Annotated in this window: 18 protein-coding genes; 13 read left to right on the top strand and 5 right to left on the bottom strand. The window is 61.5% G+C overall.

The genetic code is table 11. From position 1 onward, the window contains the following. Window positions 1-59 precede the first annotated feature (59 nt). From ACLBKR_RS10990 to ACLBKR_RS11010, 5 genes are all read left to right on the top strand, one after another. Window positions 60-1298, top strand: coding sequence for a T6SS phospholipase effector Tle1-like catalytic domain-containing protein (locus tag ACLBKR_RS10990; protein WP_113447338.1), 1239 nt, complete (start codon window positions 60-62; stop codon window positions 1296-1298). A 203-nt stretch (window positions 1299-1501) separates the two neighbouring features. Continuing rightward, window positions 1502-1978, top strand: a complete 477-nt coding sequence (greA, locus tag ACLBKR_RS10995) for a transcription elongation factor GreA (protein WP_112831676.1) — start codon at window positions 1502-1504, stop codon at window positions 1976-1978. A gap of 20 nt (window positions 1979-1998) precedes the next feature. Then, entirely contained in the window at window positions 1999-3063 is a 1065-nt protein-coding gene (locus ACLBKR_RS11000) for a glycosyltransferase family 4 protein (RefSeq protein WP_113447212.1), read from the top strand. Next, entirely contained in the window at window positions 3060-4292 is a 1233-nt protein-coding gene (locus ACLBKR_RS11005; RefSeq protein ID WP_113447211.1) for a nitrogen fixation protein FixF, read from the top strand. Before ACLBKR_RS11000 ends, ACLBKR_RS11005 begins: the two co-directional genes overlap by 4 nt. Before the next feature lie 2 nt (window positions 4293-4294). After that, window positions 4295-5185 (top strand): hypothetical protein, encoded by an 891-nt coding sequence (locus tag ACLBKR_RS11010; RefSeq protein WP_414899319.1) that lies wholly within the window; start codon window positions 4295-4297, stop codon window positions 5183-5185. Here ACLBKR_RS11010 and ACLBKR_RS11015 read toward each other — a convergent pair. Continuing rightward, window positions 5102-5569, bottom strand: a complete 468-nt coding sequence (locus tag ACLBKR_RS11015; RefSeq protein WP_112831682.1) for an Lrp/AsnC family transcriptional regulator — start codon at window positions 5567-5569, stop codon at window positions 5102-5104. The two genes, ACLBKR_RS11010 and ACLBKR_RS11015, sit on opposite strands and share 84 nt — an antisense overlap. A gap of 227 nt (window positions 5570-5796) precedes the next feature. Here ACLBKR_RS11015 and trxB point away from each other — a divergent pair, with 227 nt between their 5' ends. The 4 genes from trxB to ACLBKR_RS11035 all read left to right on the top strand — a co-directional run bounded on the left by trxB (window position 5797) and on the right by ACLBKR_RS11035 (window position 9537). Next, window positions 5797-6771 (top strand): thioredoxin-disulfide reductase, encoded by a 975-nt coding sequence (gene trxB, locus ACLBKR_RS11020; RefSeq protein ID WP_113438403.1) that lies wholly within the window; start codon window positions 5797-5799, stop codon window positions 6769-6771. A gap of 20 nt (window positions 6772-6791) precedes the next feature. Then, on the top strand, window positions 6792-7688 hold the full coding sequence (locus ACLBKR_RS11025) for a LysR family transcriptional regulator VtlR (protein WP_112831686.1): 897 nt from the start codon (window positions 6792-6794) through the stop codon (window positions 7686-7688). Between the two features lie 372 nt (window positions 7689-8060). Next, window positions 8061-8354: an ArsR family transcriptional regulator gene (locus ACLBKR_RS11030; protein WP_112831688.1), complete on the top strand. Its 294-nt coding sequence runs from the start codon at window positions 8061-8063 to the stop codon at window positions 8352-8354. Window positions 8355-8427: 73 nt separating this feature from the next. After that, a complete protein-coding gene (locus tag ACLBKR_RS11035) occupies window positions 8428-9537 on the top strand; it encodes an alkene reductase (RefSeq protein WP_113447209.1) in 1110 nt (369 codons plus the stop codon). A 60-nt stretch (window positions 9538-9597) separates the two neighbouring features. Here the strand turns inward: ACLBKR_RS11035 and ACLBKR_RS11040 are convergent, their stop codons facing one another. Together ACLBKR_RS11040 and ACLBKR_RS11045 are read right to left on the bottom strand one after the other, a co-directional pair. Then, window positions 9598-9846, bottom strand: a complete 249-nt coding sequence (locus ACLBKR_RS11040; RefSeq protein WP_113447208.1) for a hypothetical protein — start codon at window positions 9844-9846, stop codon at window positions 9598-9600. A gap of 133 nt (window positions 9847-9979) precedes the next feature. Then, window positions 9980-11029 carry an NAD-dependent epimerase/dehydratase family protein gene (locus ACLBKR_RS11045; protein ID WP_113447207.1) on the bottom strand — a complete coding sequence of 350 codons (1050 nt, stop codon included), beginning with the start codon at window positions 11027-11029 and terminating at the stop codon, window positions 9980-9982. 93 nt (window positions 11030-11122) lie between these two features. Here ACLBKR_RS11045 and ACLBKR_RS11050 point away from each other — a divergent pair, with 93 nt between their 5' ends. Together ACLBKR_RS11050 and ACLBKR_RS11055 are read left to right on the top strand one after the other, a co-directional pair. Then, window positions 11123-12013 (top strand): LysR family transcriptional regulator, encoded by an 891-nt coding sequence (locus ACLBKR_RS11050; protein WP_113439102.1) that lies wholly within the window; start codon window positions 11123-11125, stop codon window positions 12011-12013. A gap of 10 nt (window positions 12014-12023) precedes the next feature. Then, the gene (locus tag ACLBKR_RS11055) at window positions 12024-12500 is read left to right on the top strand and encodes a bleomycin resistance protein (RefSeq protein ID WP_113438398.1); all 477 of its coding nucleotides are present in this window, start codon (window positions 12024-12026) and stop codon (window positions 12498-12500) included. Here the strand turns inward: ACLBKR_RS11055 and ACLBKR_RS11060 are convergent. Then, window positions 12497-12760: a DUF2188 domain-containing protein gene (locus ACLBKR_RS11060; RefSeq protein WP_112831700.1), complete on the bottom strand. Its 264-nt coding sequence runs from the start codon at window positions 12758-12760 to the stop codon at window positions 12497-12499. The genes ACLBKR_RS11055 and ACLBKR_RS11060 overlap by 4 nt on opposite strands. Before the next feature lie 271 nt (window positions 12761-13031). Here ACLBKR_RS11060 and ACLBKR_RS11065 point away from each other — a divergent pair, with 271 nt between their 5' ends. Beyond that, on the top strand, window positions 13032-14222 hold the full coding sequence (locus tag ACLBKR_RS11065; protein WP_113447206.1) for an OpgC domain-containing protein: 1191 nt from the start codon (window positions 13032-13034) through the stop codon (window positions 14220-14222). Between the two features lie 91 nt (window positions 14223-14313). Here ACLBKR_RS11065 and ACLBKR_RS11070 read toward each other — a convergent pair whose 3' ends face one another. Then, window positions 14314-15516: a pyridoxal phosphate-dependent aminotransferase gene (locus ACLBKR_RS11070; RefSeq protein ID WP_112831704.1), complete on the bottom strand. Its 1203-nt coding sequence runs from the start codon at window positions 15514-15516 to the stop codon at window positions 14314-14316. Window positions 15517-15734: 218 nt separating this feature from the next. On the opposite strand from ACLBKR_RS11070, the gene ACLBKR_RS11075 reads away from it, so the two are divergent. Continuing rightward, window positions 15735-16667: an EAL domain-containing protein gene (locus ACLBKR_RS11075; protein WP_113339155.1), complete on the top strand. Its 933-nt coding sequence runs from the start codon at window positions 15735-15737 to the stop codon at window positions 16665-16667. Window positions 16668-16709 lie beyond the last annotated feature (42 nt).

Raw genomic sequence — 16709 nt, forward strand, 5'->3', positions numbered from 1 at the left:
AAATTGAACCGGGACCGTCAATCTGGTATGGTCCGGCAAAGCGGTGGGGAATGCGCGGCATGGGCAAGAACATTGTTCTTCTCTTCGACGGCACATCGAACGAAATAGCGGCGGACCGCACCAATATTCTGCGCCTCTTCGGCACCCTGAGACGAACCGAGCGGCAACTCGTCTATTACGATCCGGGCGTGGGAACCTTCGGCGCCGATGACGCCTGGTCGCGTGCATGGCGCAAGACCGTGGAAGTCTGGGGACTGGCCACCGGCTGGGGCATCGATTCCAACGTCAAGCAGGCCTACCGCTTCATTGTCGAGAACTACGAGGCCGCTCCTCGCGATAAGGATGGCAAGAGGATTGGCGAGAACGACCGCATCTTCATCTTCGGCTTCAGCCGAGGCGCCTACACCGCACGGGTGCTGGCCGGCTTCATTCACAGCCTCGGCCTAATACGCCGTGAACATCTCAATCTGGTCGACTACGCCTATCGGACCTACAAGGGCATTCCGGACCATCAGGCTCCTTCGCCCGCGACATCGTCGCCGGAGGGCGGCGGCGCGCCATCCGCCTTCGCCGCCATGCGGCTTTACGAACGGACGCTGAAAGGCATTCGGCCGACGATCGAGCTGCTCGGGCTCTTCGATACTGTCGCCTCCGTCATCGAACCCGGCAAGGTGGGCCTTCAGTTCAAGACGCATCCCTTCACCAACCGCAATCCGAGCGTCCGTCATGTGCGCCACGCCGTCGCCATCGACGAGCGGCGGACGATGTTCCGGCCGGAACTCTGGCCTTCTGATCAGCCGTTCTGGGGCAGTCCCTTCCCTCCGCCGGAAAACCGGCCCGTCGAGCCGCAGGACGTCAAGGAGGTATGGTTCGCCGGCGTGCACGGCGACGTCGGCGGCGGCTATCCGGAAGATCAGAGCGCGCTCATCAAGGTGCCGCTTGCCTGGATGATCCAGGAGACCAAGGCGATGGGCCTCGATTACTCCACCCGAACGGTGAACGAAGTGGTGCTCGGCAAGAATCCCGAAAAGCACTATGTCGACCCCGACGCGATGGCGGCGCCGCACGATTCGATGAACCCGGCATGGCGTCTCGTCGAGCTCATCCCGCGCAGGGTACCCTCCTCCTGGCGGCGCGGCGGCAAGGGCGGCGGCATCTATCTTCCGCTGTCCGATCCACGTTTCATTCCCGAAGACGCACTGGTCCATGCATCGGTGGAAGCCCGGCTGAAAGGCGCTCCGGCCGGCGGCCCCTACAAGCCTTTGAACCTGCCGGGCCGCTATCGCATAGAGCCGTAAGAGCCGGTCGCCACAGCTTACGCGAAACGGCCGGGCAGCGCGGCAAAGCCTGTACTGCCGCACAAACCTCTGGAAATTTCCGTCTTTGATCTGTTATAGTCCAATTTAACGTTGATTTGAGACATGGTTCCGTAGCTTCGCTTCGGAGCCTGTTTTTCTTTTGTGTGCGCCCCTTGCGGACATGAAAAGCAGAGGAAGACGAAATGGTTGAAAAGGTTCCGATGACGCAGAACGGTTACGCCAAGCTTCAGGAGGAGCTGCGCTGGCGTCAACAGGAGGAACGCCCGCGCATCATCGACGCCATCGCGGAAGCGCGCGCCCACGGCGACCTTTCCGAAAACGCCGAATATCACGCTGCCAAGGAAGCGCAGAGCCACAACGAGGGCCGCATCGGCGAGCTCGAGGATCTGATTGCGCGCGCCGAGGTCATCGACCTCTCCAAGATGTCCGGCTCCAAGATCAAGTTCGGCGCGACCGTCAAGCTGGTCGACGAGGACACGGAAGAGGAAAAGACCTACCAAATCGTCGGCGATCAGGAAGCCGATGTGAAGGCTGGTCGCATTTCGATCTCCTCGCCGATCGCACGCGCCCTCATCGGCAAGGAAGTCGGCGACAACATCGAAGTCGTCGCTCCCGGCGGCTCGAAGGCTTACGAGATTCTCGCCGTCGCCTGGGGCTGACGCGAACCGGAAGGCCTCCCTTGCTTTCTCCAGCCGATATCACGGTGATCGCGCCGCATTTCAAGCGGCGCCTCTCCGGCGTGACATCAACGGTGATCCAGCTCGTGCCGGCCCAGAGCCGTCACGGGCGGGGCATCGCCACGCTTGGCCCCGGCCTTCCCGATCATCTGCCGAAGATGCGCTGGCGGCAATTGCCCGCCCTCTGGCGCGCGCCGAAGGGTGCGCCCGTTCGCGTCTGGCATGCCCGGCGCAACAACGAGATGCTGTTCGGCATCGTTCTGCGCGACGTTTTCCGCATGCCGCTGAAACTGCTCTTCACCTCCGCCGCGCAACGCCGGCACACGGGCTATACCCGCTGGCTGATCTCCAAAATGGATGCGGTGGTCGCAACCAGCGCGCGCTCCGGCTCGTTTCTCCTCGTGCCGCATACGGTCATCCGCCATGGCGTCGATACCGAACTCTTTCATCCGGGCGAGGATGTATCGGACACCATCGCCGCAACCGGCCTCCCCGGACGCCATCTCGTCGGTTGCTTCGGCCGGGTCCGCCATCAGAAGGGCACGGATCTCTTCGTCCGCGCGATGATCGAACTCCTGCCGGAATTTCCCGACTGGACCGCGGTCATCAGCGGTCGTGTCACCGCCGAGCATCAGGGCTTTGCCGACAGGCTGAAGGCCGATATCGCCGCGGCCGGCCTTTCGTCGCGCATCGTCTTCCTCGGTGAAGTCGACGACATCAAGCCGTGGTACCGCCGGCTCTCGCTCTACGTTGCCCCTTCCCGCAACGAAGGCTTCGGCCTGACGCCTCTCGAATCCATGGCATCCGGCACGGCGGCCGTGACCAGCGACGCCGGTGCCTATGCGGAAATGATCGTCGAGAACGCCACCGGCAAGGTGGTGCCCGCCGGAAACTACGAGGCGCTGCGCGACGCCATCCGTGTCTACCTCGCCTCGCCGGCTGCAGCCGAGGAGGCGGGCCGTGTCAGCCGCCAGCACGTACTCGACAATTTCGCCCTGGAAAACGAGGTGGGTGGCCTGGAGAAGGTTTACGATCGCCTCCTCGGGCACGACAAGGCGACACCATGACCAAGGTGGAGTTCATCGGTCACAGCAAGCATCTGAACGGTATCCGCAAGGCGTCTGACGGCAGCCTTGAACTGGTTCCGCTGAAGCTTGTCGACACCATCCGCGAACTCGTGCGCCTCAAGGGGTTCGGCGGCCTGCTGGCAACCATTGCCGGCCGCGACGAGGTTGTCGATCTCAGGCCTGTCGTCGAGCGCAACCTGATCCGTCGGCGCATCCGTTTCGGCTGGTTCTATTCCAACCCTCTGGTCGCCGCCATCTACCGGGCCATGGTCCTGCCCCGCGCCCGCATCCCCGCCGCACTGCTCAAGCTCCGTTTCGACGAACATCCCGAAGCCCGGGCCCTGGTGTTCAACGGTTTCCTGATGCCGGATGCCCTGACGCTCGAGGTCAGCAGGGCGCTCGGCCGCGAACGGCTGGTCATGGAACTCGGCTTCTTCCCGAGGATGCTGCAATATGACCGCAAGGGCATCAACTACGACAGCACCCTTCCCCGCGATCCCGCCTTCTATCGCATGGTGGAAGACCGAATCGGCAAGGACATGCCTGCGGATCTGGTGCGCCGGCAGAGCAAGCAGAAGGGATCGAAAACGGTTTCCCTGCCGCCGTCCTATGTCTTCGTTCCCTTCCAGGTGCCGAGCGACATGCAGGTGCTCGCCCATTCGCCCTGGATCAGGGATATGGTGCATTTCTATGAGGTGATCGCCCGCCTCGCCGACCGCCAGCCGGACGTGCACTTCGTCATCAAGGAGCATCCGAGCTTTCCGCTGTCGATCCGCGGCCACGTCAAGCCTCACGCCCGCATTCATTTCGCCAACCATAACGAGACGCGTGGCCTGATCGAAGGCGCCGACGCGGTGATCGTGATGAATTCGACGGTCGGCCTCGAAAGCGTGTTCCTCGGCAAGAAGGTCATCACCATCGGCAACGCGCCCTACAACGTCGACGGCCTCGTGCTGCATGCCGGCGATGACGGGGAACTGGCTTCAGCCTTCGAAAGGTTGAAGGACTGGCAGCCCGACGCGAACCTTCGTACGACCGTCATAAGATACATTTACAACGTCTTCCTGCTCAGGGGCGACCGCAACAATGCGGACGCGGCCATGATGGAGGCTCTTCGCCAACGCGCGGAGGGTAGCGACCAGCACAGCCTGCTCCTGAGAGAATTCGCCGAACGTCCGGGTCATGAGGACCGGGCGGAGAGAAAACCGGTCAGGGAAGGCCCGTACTAGCCATGAACATGCAAACCACGCCCACCCCTTCGGTCAATGTGGTTTGCATGAAATGGGGAACGCTCTACGGTCCCGAATACGTCAACAACCTGAAACGCGGCGTCGCCCGCCATCTCCGCCGCCCCCACCGCTTCGTCTGCTTCACGGACGACACGACCGGCCTCGAGGCGGGCATCGAAACCTTTCCTCTGCCGGAACTGGACCTTCCCGCCGGTCATGGCGACCGACGCTGGCGCAAGCTTGCGCTCTTCCGCCGCGATCTCGCCGACCTCAAGGGCACCACGCTCTTCCTCGATCTCGATCTGGTCGTCATGGCCGACCTCGAGCCGTTCTTCACCCATCCCGGGACATTCCTCATCATCCGCGACGACGAGCTTTTCCGCCCCAAGCCGCTTCGCCGCATCAACCCGGCCCGCGACCGCTTCCTGCATTCGGTCGGCAACAGTTCCGTCTTCCGCTACGAGATCGGCGCCCACAGCTACATCCTCGACGCCTACCTGGCCGACCCCGCCAAGGCCATGGCGCATTACGAGATCTCCCAGCAGTTCCAGAGCGCCCAGCTCGCCGCTCACGGCCATCTGCAGTACTGGCCGAAGGAATGGTGCGTAAGCTTCAAGAACGCCTGCGTTCCGCGCAATCTGGCGAGCTACTTCCGCGATCCCTTCCCGCCGGAAGGCGCGAAAATGGTGGTGTTCGCAGGCCAGCCGAAAATGGGTGAGGTCATCGCTGGCGGAGGCCACAAATGGTACCGCAGGATCGGCAGGGTCGACTGGCTGCACGACGCCTGGTATGGGAGCAGCCAGCCGGCTTCAGATTTCCAGAAGGGGAACCTTCTTGACCTGACGGATCGTCAGCATCGTCCGCACGGTGTGGACGTGCTCGTTGGCGGTTAGCACCTCGATCACGAAATCCTGAAACCGGCTCAGATTCTCCGCCACGCAGTGCAGCAGAAAATCGCTGTCGCCGTTCACCATCCAGGCCTGACGCACCATCGGCCAGCTCTCGGTGGCCGCCGCGAAGGCCTTGAGATTGGCCTCCGACTGGTGCTTGAGACCGATCATGCAGAAGGCCACGAGGTCGAAGCCGAGCTTCGGCGCGTTCAGCATGGCGTGATAGCCCTCGATGATGCCGCTTTCCTCGAGCTTGCGCACACGCCTCAGGCAAGGGGGCGCCGAAATCCCGACCCGCTCGGAAAGCTCCACATTGGTCATCCTCCCATCCCGTTGCAGTTCGCGCAGGATTCGAAGATCGATTGCGTCCAGCTCGGCTTTCAGCACGGGTATGGCCTTTCGTGATTTGCAGATGGGCATTTTCTAGCCGAACCCGTGGAATACGCAAGAATCTGGCTGCTGTGAGCACAAAAATTACCGTGCGACGCATTGCCTTGTTGGTATTGCAAGGCTGACCTTGAATAAATGCATGGATCAATCATAAATGAACCTACAAAGAAGTGGCGCGTGAGCTTATATCGCTCCCTCCTCTGGCCGCTTTGAAAGGAATTACCATGACTGCCCGCCATACGAAGGTGTTGATCATCGGCTCAGGCCCGGCCGGATACACGGCTGCGATCTACGCCGCCCGTGCCATGCTGAAGCCGGTGCTGATCGCCGGCATGGAACAGGGCGGCCAGTTGATGATTACCACCGACGTGGAAAACTATCCCGGCTTCGCCGATCCGATCCAGGGCCCCTGGCTGATGGAACAGATGCTGAAGCAGGCAACCCATGTCGGCGCCGAGATCGTCAATGACCTGGTGACCGAGGTGGACGTCTCCCGCCGTCCCTTCACCGCCCGGACCGATTCGGGCGCGGTATGGACCGCCGACACGCTCATCATCGCCACCGGCGCCAAGGCCAAGTGGCTCGGCATCGAGAGCGAGCAGCATTTCCAGGGCTTCGGCGTCTCCGCCTGCGCCACGTGCGACGGCTTCTTCTATCGCAACAAGGATGTCATCGTTGTCGGCGGCGGCAACTCGGCCGTGGAAGAGGCGCTCTATCTCTCCCACATCGCGAAATCCGTCACCGTCGTGCACCGCCGCGACAGCTTCCGCTCGGAAAAGATCCTGCAGGAGCGTCTATTCGCCAAGGACAATATCCGCGTTCTCTGGAACACCGAGGTTGCCGAAATTACCGGCGCGCCGGCAAAGCCCCCGATGCCGCCGTCGGTCAGCGGCGTGAAGCTGCGCGACACGCTGACGGGAGCGGTCACAGAACTGCCGATCGACGGCGTCTTCGTGGCGATCGGTCACGCACCGGCCGTCGAACTGTTCAAGGGCAAGCTGAAGCTCAAGTCGAACGGCTATCTCTGGACGGCTCCCGACAGCACGGCCACGGATGTGCCGGGTGTCTTTGCCGCCGGCGACGTCACTGACGACATCTACAGGCAGGCGATCACCGCGGCCGGCATGGGCTGCATGGCCGCGCTCGAGGCCGAGCGCTTCCTGGGCGCCCAGCCGGTACAGGCCGAAGCCGCGGAGTGATGGTCATGAGAGGGGGCGGCATGCCGTTGGACTGGGACAAGTTGCGCATTTTTCATGCGGCTGCAGAAGCTGGGTCGTTTACCCATGCGGCCGACAAACTGCATCTTTCCCAGTCGGCGATCAGCCGCCAGGTCAGCGCGCTGGAACAGGATATCGGCGTCAAGCTGTTCCATCGCCATGCGCGCGGCCTTATCCTCACCGAACAGGGCGAATTGCTCTATCGCACCGCCCATGACGTGCTGCTGAAGCTCGAAACGGTCAAGATGCAGCTCACCGAGACGACGGAAAAGCCAAGCGGCAAGCTCCGCGTGACGACGACCGTCGGTCTCGGACAGGGCTGGCTCACGGACAAGGTGCAGGAATTCCTGCAGCTTTACCCGGACATGTCGATCCAGCTTATCCTCGACAACGAGGAGCTGGACGTGAACATGCGCCATGCCGACTGCGCCATTCGCCTGCGCCAGCCGCAGCAATCGGACCTCATCCAGCGCAAGCTCTTCACGGTGCACATGCATGTTTATGCGGCACCATCCTACATCAACCGCTATGGCGAACCGCAATCGATCGAGGATCTCGACAACCACCGCATCATCACCTTCGGCGAGCCGGCTCCCGGTTATCTCCTGGATGTGAACTGGTTGGAGGTGGCGGGCCGCACCTCGGACAATCCGCGAATCCCGCATCTTCAGATCAACAGCCTGACCTCGATCAAGCGCGCCTGCCTGCTGGGAATCGGCATAGCCATGCTGCCCGACTACATCGTGGGACGGGATCCGGGCCTCCTGCAGCTCGTGACCAACGCCGACGTCCCCTCCTTCGATACCTATTTCTGCTATCCGGACGAAATGAAGAACGCCGCAAAGCTGAAGGCCTTCCGCGATTTCATTGTCGCAAAGGCCAGAAATTGGAACTTTTAAGCAGCTTTTACGGGTAGAAAGGGCAGGCCTGCACATTGCGCATGCCTGACATGCATAAAAAAGCATTGTTCGCTGCACAAAAAACCACCATATCGCACACAGCTGATGCACATGGTGGCTTTCCTCCCAGTTCCACCGCAGCAGCTGTTCCCCTCTGGAGGTTTTTGACCTTCACACTTCAAAGGGCCCTGGAGCAATCCGGCGGCCCTCTTTTTTTGCCCGGAGAGCACCGCAAGGGAGAAGCAACGCGGAAAGGATCGGTAACCGTATCCTCAATGCGTCGGTTTCGGGAACGAGTTGACATCCGTTTGAATTGACGCTCCGTTTTCATGGCCTATTTGAAACGCACGAACGGAATCGGAACAACGGTATATGGATCTTCACGAGGGCCTCAAAGCGCTTGCACATCCGACGAGGATCGAAATGCTGGTGTGGATGAAGCAACCCGAAGTCCATTTCCCCGACCAGTCTCAGCCCTTTGATATGGGGGTCAGCGCGGGACAGTTTGAACGCTGCGGTCTCTCGCAATCGACAGTCTCCGCCCACCTCGCGACCCTGCAGAGAGCGGGCCTTGTTATCTCCACCCGTATCGGCCAGTGGGTATTCTATCGCCGCAACGAAGAGGCGATCGGCAAGCTCCTCGATACCTTGAACACGACGATCTGAGACACCAGATCTAAGATCCCAATGCTGCTCCTCCCACCCGCCATTGGATAATCTGGAAATTTAGAGAGGTTTCATGCCCAGCCTTTTTGATCCGGTCACACTCGGCCGCACCACGCTTTCCAATCGCATCGCGATGGCACCGCTGACCCGCAACCGTTCGCCGGGAGCCGTTCCGAACGATCTCAACGTCACCTATTACGAACAGCGCGCTTCGGCGGGCCTCATCATCACCGAGGGCACGCCGATCACCCAACAGGGCCAGGGCTATGCCCAGGTGCCCGGTCTCTACCTCCCGGAAGCCGTCGAAGGCTGGAAGCGCGTGACCGCCGCGGTGCATTCGGCCGGCGGCAAGATCGCCGTCCAGCTCTGGCATGTCGGTCGTGTCTCCCACACGACGCTACAGCCCGGCGGCGCGGCGCCCGTCGCTCCTTCGGCCATCCGTGCGAAATCGAAGACCTACATCATCAACGATGACGGTACCGGCGCTTTCGTCGATACCTCGGAGCCTCGCGCTCTCGAACTTTCCGAAATCCCCGGCATTCTCGAGGATTATCGCCGTGCGGCCCGTGCGGCGGTCGAGGCTGGCTTCGACGCCGTCGAGATCCATGCCGCGAACGGCTACCTGATCGACCAGTTCCTGCGCGCGGACACCAACCACCGCACGGACGACTATGGCGGCTCGATTGAAAACCGCACGCGCTTCGCGCTCGAAGTGGTCAAGACGATCGTCGACGAGATCGGCGCCGAGCGCACAGGCATCCGCATTTCTCCGGTCACCCCGGCAAACGATGCATCCGATCCAGATCCGCAGCCTCTCTTCAACCATCTGGTGGAAAAGCTCGCCGCCTATGATCTTGCCTTTATCCATGTGATCGAGGGTGCAACCGGCGGCCCGCGCGACAACCTGCCCTTCGACTGGGCTGGGTTGAAGGCCGCCTACCGCGCCAAGGGCGGCAAGGCCGTGTGGATCGTCAACAACGGCTATGACCGGGACATGGCGATCGAGGCCGTCGAATCCGGCCACGCCGACATGGTGGCCTTCGGCAAGCTCTTCATCTCCAACCCGGACCTCGTTCGCCGGCTTAAGGAGAATGCACCGCTCAACGAAGCAGACCGCAACACCTTCTATGGCGGCGGCGCGGAAGGCTATACCAACTATCCGACACTTGCACTTTCCGCTTGAGCGTTCCGCAAGACATGAATGCCCCGCCTGCGCGGGGCATTTTCTTCTGGTGAAGCCCGCCTATCTCAAGCTGCGGAAGGCCAGGCGCCCCGATATTCCGAACATCAGCGCGCCATTCGCGGGGTGCAGCGCCGCCACCAGTGGCATATCGACTTCCTGCCCCACCACGACCACAGCGATCTGCAAGAGATAACTCGTCGCCAGCAATGCCGTCAGCTCACGAACGGCAATCAGTCGAGGAGACACGAATGCCTGCGTCAGCATCGCAAGGATAGGCAGGACGATGGCGCTGCCGACGATGCGATGCACATCCCAGTTAACCCTCCACCGAAGATCGCCATGCCTGCGAGGTAGAACTGGCTACCGATACCCGCACTGGTGAGGATCGCCATGCCGGTGAAGACGAGGCTCGCGGGAGCGGACTTAACCTCTACCCCCACACTCATGCTGCCCTGCCTGCCGAGGAGATTGATATCGAGCCTGTCGGCCCGTCAGTTCGGGATGCCCCGCCTGCCCGCTCGGGAAGGCAGCCAAGGCTCGCAAGGGTGGCGGCAACGGCCTCGTCGATGGGAGTCTGCGGCTCTTCCCCGAGAAATTCGACAAGACGGCGATTGTCCATCGTCACCTCCTGCCTCCAGAGATAGCGCATTTCCAGGAGCTCACGAAAGAGCGGCGCGAAGGGGGAAGCAAGAGCAACCGCGAACCAGGGGAAACGCTTCACCTTGAGATCCGGCCGGCCCGTGACGCGGCGAATGGATTGCGCCAACTCTGTCCCGTCGCGATCCCGGAAACCCGCCATGTGAAAGCGTGCGAAGGTCGGCAATCGGTCGGCATGCTCCAGCAGCCGCACCATGGTCTCCGCGACATCCGGAAGATAGGCCCACTGGTGCCCGACGCCGGGGGATGACGGATTGGTGATCGAGGCAACCGGCACACCCGGTTTGATGACACCCTGCGCAAACCAGTTATTGCCGGCACCGGGACCGAAGAAATCACCTGCCCGCACGATCAGCACCGGAACGCCATCGGCGGCCGCAGCTTCCAGCCGGCGCTCGAGCTCGACCCGGATCCGCCCCTTGCGGGTCACCGGATGCTGCGGACTATCCTCGCGAACCAGCGGAAAACTATCCGGCCCGAAATTATAGACCGTCCCCGGCATCAGGATACGGGCGCCGTGGCGTTTCGCGGCGGCAATCGTGCTGTCGATCATCGGCAGCACAAGCTTGCCCCAGTTGCGATAACCGGGCGGGTTGACGCCGTGGACGATGAGGCCTGCGCCCTCGGCAGCCCCCATCACGTCGGCAGGGCTCATGGCATCTCCGTGCACCCACTCATATTGCGGCATCCTCGACTGCATCTCTGCCGCGCGCCGATGCATGGCGCGAACACGATACCCCCGCTCCACGAGCTTTACGGCGACCGCACCGCCGACGCCACCGGTGGCGCCGAGAACCAGTGCGACAGTAGGATGGATGACTGCTGTCTCTGTCATGGCCTGAACTCCTTCGTTTCGATGCAAGGAGTATCCGCCACGGCGAAGATATACGGAATTGCCAGAGTTTCTTTAATTGATATACATTAATGCATGAGCACTGAACTGACCTGGGATTACTACCGGACCTTCCTCGCGGTTCTGCGCGAGGGATCGCTGTCCGCCGCCGCACGAGAACTCGGTCTGACACAGCCGACGGTCGGCCGTCATATCGACGCGCTGGAACGGGCCGGGGGCGGTCCTCTCTTCCTGCGCACACCGAAAGGCCTGCTGCCGACGGAAACCGCCCGGCAGATGCGTCCCCATGCCGAAGCCATGGCGGCGACGGCGGCGGCGCTGGAGCGAGCCGCCTCCGGGCGATCCGATGCGGTGACGGGCACCGTGCGTATCAGCGCCAGCGAGGTGATCGGCATAGAGGTGCTTCCGCCGATCCTGGCAGACCTGCATGAGGCCCATCCCGGTCTCGACATAGAACTGTCAGCATCCGACGAGGTCGAGGATCTGCTCAATCAGGCCGCCGACATTGCCATACGCATGGTCGAGCCCCAACAGGATGCCCTGCTCTCCCGCCGAGTAGGCCGCATTCCGCTCGGTTTCTACGCGCATCGCCGCTATCTCGAGCGGCATGGCGTACCACAGTCGCTCGCTGAACTCAGGCAGCACAGGCTGATCGGCTTCGACCGGAAGCTCGCCTATATCCGCGCGATTCTCGCCGAACGGCCTGATCTGGCGGACACGCATTTCTCCTTCCGCACGGATAGCAACCTTGCCCAATTCGCCGCCATCCGGGCCGGTGCAGGCATCGGCATGTGTCAGGACGGGCTTGCGAAACGTTTTTCGGACCTCGTGCCGGTCCTGCCCGGTGCCTTGGGCCTGTCACTCGATACATATGTCGTGATGCACGAAAGCCTGAAGACCGCTCCGCGCTGCCGCGTCGCCTTCGATGCGCTGGTCCGGGGTTTGCTGGACTATATCGATCGATAGGAATGCAGGAATGACCGAACTGACACGCGCCGAACGGGACGCATCTGCGGGAACCGGCAGTCGGCCGACCGGGGGATTTGCGCCCCTCGTCCCGGAACTCGATGTCACGAGCATCGAGGCAAGCCTGAACTTCTGGTGCGATGGCCTCGGCTTTCGCATCGCCTATGACCGCCCGGCCGCCAGGTTTGCCTACCTCGAACGTCAGGGCGCCCAGATCATGCTCTGCCAGATCAACGGCAACTGGAAGACGGGAACGCTGGAGAGACCCTTCGGACGCGGCATCAACTTCCAGATCGCCACGGACGATCTCGAACCGATACTGGAAGCCTTGCGCAAACAGGATTGGCCGCTCTTCGAAGATGTGAGCGAAAGCTGGTATCGAATTGGAGAGACTCACGAAAGCGGCTCGCGGGAATTCCTCGTGCAGGACCCCGACGGCTATCTGATCCGCTTTTCCCAATCGATCGGCACGCGCCCTGTCGGCTAGATGGAAGAATTCGCCTGATGGGGATCGACGATCTCGACCTCAGGGCGATCGCCGCCGTCGGAATACTCCTCGCGCCATTTGCCCTTTTCATCCTGATAGCTGATCTCGACGGGTTCGTCGCCGACCTGCTGCTCCTGCATGACGATACGGGCCGCCTCCAGCGCTTCGTCGTGACTGGCAAAGGTCTCGGAATAGACATCTCCGAGCTTATAGGCCCAGCCGCCGTCATGGGGAACGATCTCGTATACGATCTTGACCATTCTAGCCTCCTTCCAACCGGCTGCATTATCACACCAAGCGCCTGAAACATCAAATCGTCGCCGCACGAAGCGCGACGCCGTGCCGCAAGGTAAGCGAAAGAGGCGCAAGGAAACCTGTAGCCGCAGGCTTTCCAGGCCGGAACCTTTGCCCGCCATCGCCGTTCCCACTCAGGCGGTCCACACCAAGCTCAGCGGCTCGCCCCATTGTCAACAAGATGTAAGGCAAGAACGCTCGCCCAGGTCACCGGGGAGCAAACTCGGGAGCCAAACCTTGAAGAGATTGGACGTCATCGATGGCATGCGGGGTTATTTCCTCGTCTTCATGCTAATCAACCATCTGGTCTTCACGGGCGGGCTGTGGCTCGTTCAAATCAACCATCGCAATCTCGCATTCGTGGAGGATGCCCAGGGATTCGTATTTCTGTCCGGTCTGCTGACCGGCATGGTCTATGCGCGAAAGATGATGAAGGACGGTTATGCCGTCGGCCGTGACCGCGTCTGGTCCCGCGCGCTTGAACTCTATCGTTATGCCATGGGGGTGGTGCTTGCCATCCTCGTCCTGCAACTGTTGCTGCCCGGCGCAGCCGGCATATGGCAGAACTGGCTCGGCGGCACCCACCTCGACAATGTCGCAAGGCTCTCCGCGATCGGCGCCTTCCTCTTTCAGCCGACCTTCATGGATATTCTGCCGCAATACATCATCTATTTGGCCCTCTCCCCGATGGTCATCTGGCTCTGCATAAACGGACGCTGGGCTGCGGTTGCCATCGCCTCCCTGCTTATCTGGCTTGCCGGCCAGCTCGGTCTGCACAGGGCCCTGACCTATCCGCTCAATGAATGGCTGGCCGGCGCACCGGACAAGGAGGGCCTGCGCGCAAGCTTCAATCTACTCGGCTGGCAGATCGTCTTTTTCGCAGGTGTGGTCGCCGGCAGCCTCACCTCGATGAAGCGCATCGACTGGAAGCAGGTCTTCAATCCCGAAGACACTTTCCTGGCGAAGATGGCGCTGGCGGTTTGCCTGTTCTTCCTGCCGCTGCGAATCCTCACGGCTCACGAACTGATGCCCGGCGTCGTGCTGGAGAAATTCGGAATGATGGAGGTGCGCGCCGATTTCGGCCTCGTCTACCTGGTGAACTTCGCCGCCGCAGCATACGGGCTGTCGTGGCTGCTGATCGCAGGTCCTCGCCACGTCAACCCCATCGTTCGCAAGATCGCATCCGTGCCAACGGGCGTGTTCTCGCTGAGCTATCTGCAGCTCCTCGGCCGTCATTCATTGCAGATCTACGTCTGGCACGTCCTGATCGCCTATCTCGTCTTCTATGTCGATGGCCGCGTGGGCGAACTCTCGCAGTTGACCAAGACGATCGTTGCAATCGGATCGCTGGCTCTTCTGAGCCTCCCGGCCATCTATCGCGAACGGGAAAAGCTGTTCGGCGTCCCGGCCACCCAACCGGCCAGGTGATCGCCAGCCGGCCGGTCAGGCTGACCACAGAAACAAAAGGGCGGAACCCGAAGGTTCCGCCCTTTCTTTTCAAGGAAAGACGATTGAAGGCTTACTTGCAGGCCGCGCAGAAACGCTGGATGCGCTTGCAGGCTTCCTCGAGCAGTTCCTCCGAAGTCGCGTAGGAAATGCGGAAGTTCGGGCCGAGACCGAAAGCCGAGCCATGCACGACGGCAACGCCCTCGGCCTCCAACAGTTCGGACACGAAGTCCTCGTCGGTTTCGATCACCTTGCCCGACGGCGCTGTCTTGCCGATCAGGCCGGCGCAGGACGGGTAGACGTAGAAGGCGCCTTCCGGCTTCGGGCACTTGATGCCAGTCGCCTGGTTGAGCATCGACACGACGAGGTCGCGACGGGCTTCGAAGATGGCCTTGTTCTTCGCAACGAAATCCTGCGGACCGTTGAGAGCTTCGACGGCGGCCCACTGGGCGATCGAGGAAGCACCCGAGGTCTGCTGGCCCTGGATCATGTCCATCGCCTTGATGAGCTGGAGCGGTCCGGCAGCATAACCGATACGCCAACCGGTCATCGCATAGGCCTTCGATACGCCGTTCATGGTCAGCGTGCGGTCATAGAGTTTCGGCTCGACCTCAACCGGGGTCGCGAACTTGAAATCGCCGAAGGTCAGGTGCTCATACATGTCGTCGGTCAGGATCCAGACATGCGGATGCCTGAGCAGAACGTCGGTCAGTGCCTTCAGTTCGTCCGCGCTATAGGCGGCACCGGTCGGGTTCGACGGCGAGTTGAAAACGAACCACTTGGTCTTCGGCGTGATGACGCTTTCGAGTTCTTCAGCCGTCAGCTTGAAGTTGTTTTCCTGCTTCGTCGAAACGAAGACCGGGGTACCGCCGCAAAGCGCCACCATCTCCGGGTAGGAAACCCAGTAGGGCGCCGGAATGACGACTTCATCGCCCGGGTTAAGCGTTGCCATGAAGGCGTTGAAAAGAATCTGCTTGCCGCCGGTGCCGACGATCGTCTGCTGCCAGTCGTAGTCAAGCCCGTTCTCGCGCTTGAACTTCGCCGCAATCGCCTTGCGCAGTTCCGGAATGCCCGAAACCGGCGTGTATTTCGTTTCGCCGCGATTGATCGCGTCGATAGCGGCCTTCTTGACGTTATCGGGGGTATCGAAGTCCGGTTCACCTGCACCGAGGCCAATGACGTCACGTCCCTTTGCCTTCAGGTCGCGTGCTTTCTGCGAGACTGCGATAGTTGCGGAAGGCTTTACACGGGAAAGAGCGTCGGCGAGAAATGCCATTGTGATTGTCCTGAAGCTGTTGAACGAAGGAACCTCGATCGGCCAAGGCCCCAGGTTCAAGTTCTATGGCGAAAGAGTCGCTGCGTTTCAAGCGGAAAGCGGCCCGCACGGCACAAACCGCGACGTTTTCGCTTTTTAAGATTTTCTTAATATTCAGGTAAGTCTTGCAGGGTAGAATTCGCACCCACCGAGGGTTGAGAAGGAGAGCGGAAGGAAGAATGGGCCAGACCAGCATCTACAGCCGTCTCGTGCATATGACGGGCGCATGGTCGACCGCCTACGGCCCCTTCGTGCTGCGCTCGGCGCTGCAACCGATTTTCCGGCGCATTTCCGACGATGTTCTCGACGTCTATGCCTTCCAGGGCCTCGTGCGCGCCGAACGCAACGAGGAACCCTATCCGCCGTCGCAATTCTTTCCCCTCGTCGAGCCACAGGATCTGGCATCCGTCGACAGCCTGCTCAGAAGCATCCATATCCTCAACGTCGGAAGCCTCAACCGCGCCCGTTCCGGTGTTTTTGTCAGCTTCCAGCCGCAACTCTATATCGAGCCGGCGGCGATGCGCCTGGAACTCGACCGCATACGCCTTGCCGGCCACGAGGTGGCGCTGCAACCCGACAGGATCGTCTGCGACATCAACGCCAACGCCGGCGAGAGCAGGCTGATCGCCAACGCCATCCGTCAGTTGCGGCAGGCCGGCTTCCGCATCTCCATTTCCAACTACGAAGCGAGCGAAACCAGCGTAGAGGTCGTTCGCCGGCACAAGCCCGACTTCGTGCGCTTCGATGGCGATTGGGTGCGCGACTACATGCACAATACGGCCGGCTTCGCGCTTCTGAAGGTCATTGTCCGACAATTGAGGGACGACGGCATCGACCCCATCTTCGAGAGGCTGGAGGAAGGTTGGCAGGTCGAGCTCTGCTCCGATCTCGGCGTTACGCTTCTTCAAGGCTATGCCCTCGCCCGTCCCGAACTGGCGCCCACCAATTTCAACGAAATGTTTCCCGAAGCATCCTTTTCCCCGACTGCGGATGATGCGCCATCCGCCGGTGGAACACAGCCATGGCGCGCCACGGGCGCGCGACCGGCCGCCGCCCAACCCAATCCCACCCGCCCCGGACGCGTCTTCGGAAAGCGGGGCAGCACCTCCTGAGCCTGCCGGCGCAAGGTCTAAAGCGATCCCGCCCGACCCGTC

It is taken from the genome of Paenirhizobium cremeum, from assembly GCF_047553425.1.
Classification (GTDB): Bacteria; Pseudomonadota; Alphaproteobacteria; order Rhizobiales; family Rhizobiaceae; genus Allorhizobium; species Allorhizobium cremeum.

Excerpts from the sequence above, each read along its gene's own strand:
- ACLBKR_RS10990 (WP_113447338.1), top strand. The coding sequence starts at position 60 with ATGGGCAAGAACATTGTTCTTCTCTTCGACGGCACATCGAACGAAATA.
- greA (WP_112831676.1), top strand. The coding sequence starts at position 1,502 with ATGGTTGAAAAGGTTCCGATGACGCAGAACGGTTACGCCAAGCTTCAG.
- ACLBKR_RS11005 (WP_113447211.1), top strand. The coding sequence starts at position 3,060 with ATGACCAAGGTGGAGTTCATCGGTCACAGCAAGCATCTGAACGGTATC.
- ACLBKR_RS11010 (WP_414899319.1), top strand. The coding sequence starts at position 4,295 with ATGAACATGCAAACCACGCCCACCCCTTCGGTCAATGTGGTTTGCATG.
- trxB (WP_113438403.1), top strand. The coding sequence starts at position 5,797 with ATGACTGCCCGCCATACGAAGGTGTTGATCATCGGCTCAGGCCCGGCC.
- ACLBKR_RS11025 (WP_112831686.1), top strand. The coding sequence starts at position 6,792 with ATGCCGTTGGACTGGGACAAGTTGCGCATTTTTCATGCGGCTGCAGAA.
- ACLBKR_RS11030 (WP_112831688.1), top strand. The coding sequence starts at position 8,061 with ATGGATCTTCACGAGGGCCTCAAAGCGCTTGCACATCCGACGAGGATC.
- ACLBKR_RS11035 (WP_113447209.1), top strand. The coding sequence starts at position 8,428 with ATGCCCAGCCTTTTTGATCCGGTCACACTCGGCCGCACCACGCTTTCC.
- ACLBKR_RS11045 (WP_113447207.1), bottom strand. The coding sequence starts at position 11,029 with ATGACAGAGACAGCAGTCATCCATCCTACTGTCGCACTGGTTCTCGGC.
- ACLBKR_RS11050 (WP_113439102.1), top strand. The coding sequence starts at position 11,123 with ATGAGCACTGAACTGACCTGGGATTACTACCGGACCTTCCTCGCGGTT.
- ACLBKR_RS11055 (WP_113438398.1), top strand. The coding sequence starts at position 12,024 with ATGACCGAACTGACACGCGCCGAACGGGACGCATCTGCGGGAACCGGC.
- ACLBKR_RS11060 (WP_112831700.1), bottom strand. The coding sequence starts at position 12,760 with ATGGTCAAGATCGTATACGAGATCGTTCCCCATGACGGCGGCTGGGCC.
- ACLBKR_RS11070 (WP_112831704.1), bottom strand. The coding sequence starts at position 15,516 with ATGGCATTTCTCGCCGACGCTCTTTCCCGTGTAAAGCCTTCCGCAACT.
- ACLBKR_RS11075 (WP_113339155.1), top strand. The coding sequence starts at position 15,735 with ATGGGCCAGACCAGCATCTACAGCCGTCTCGTGCATATGACGGGCGCA.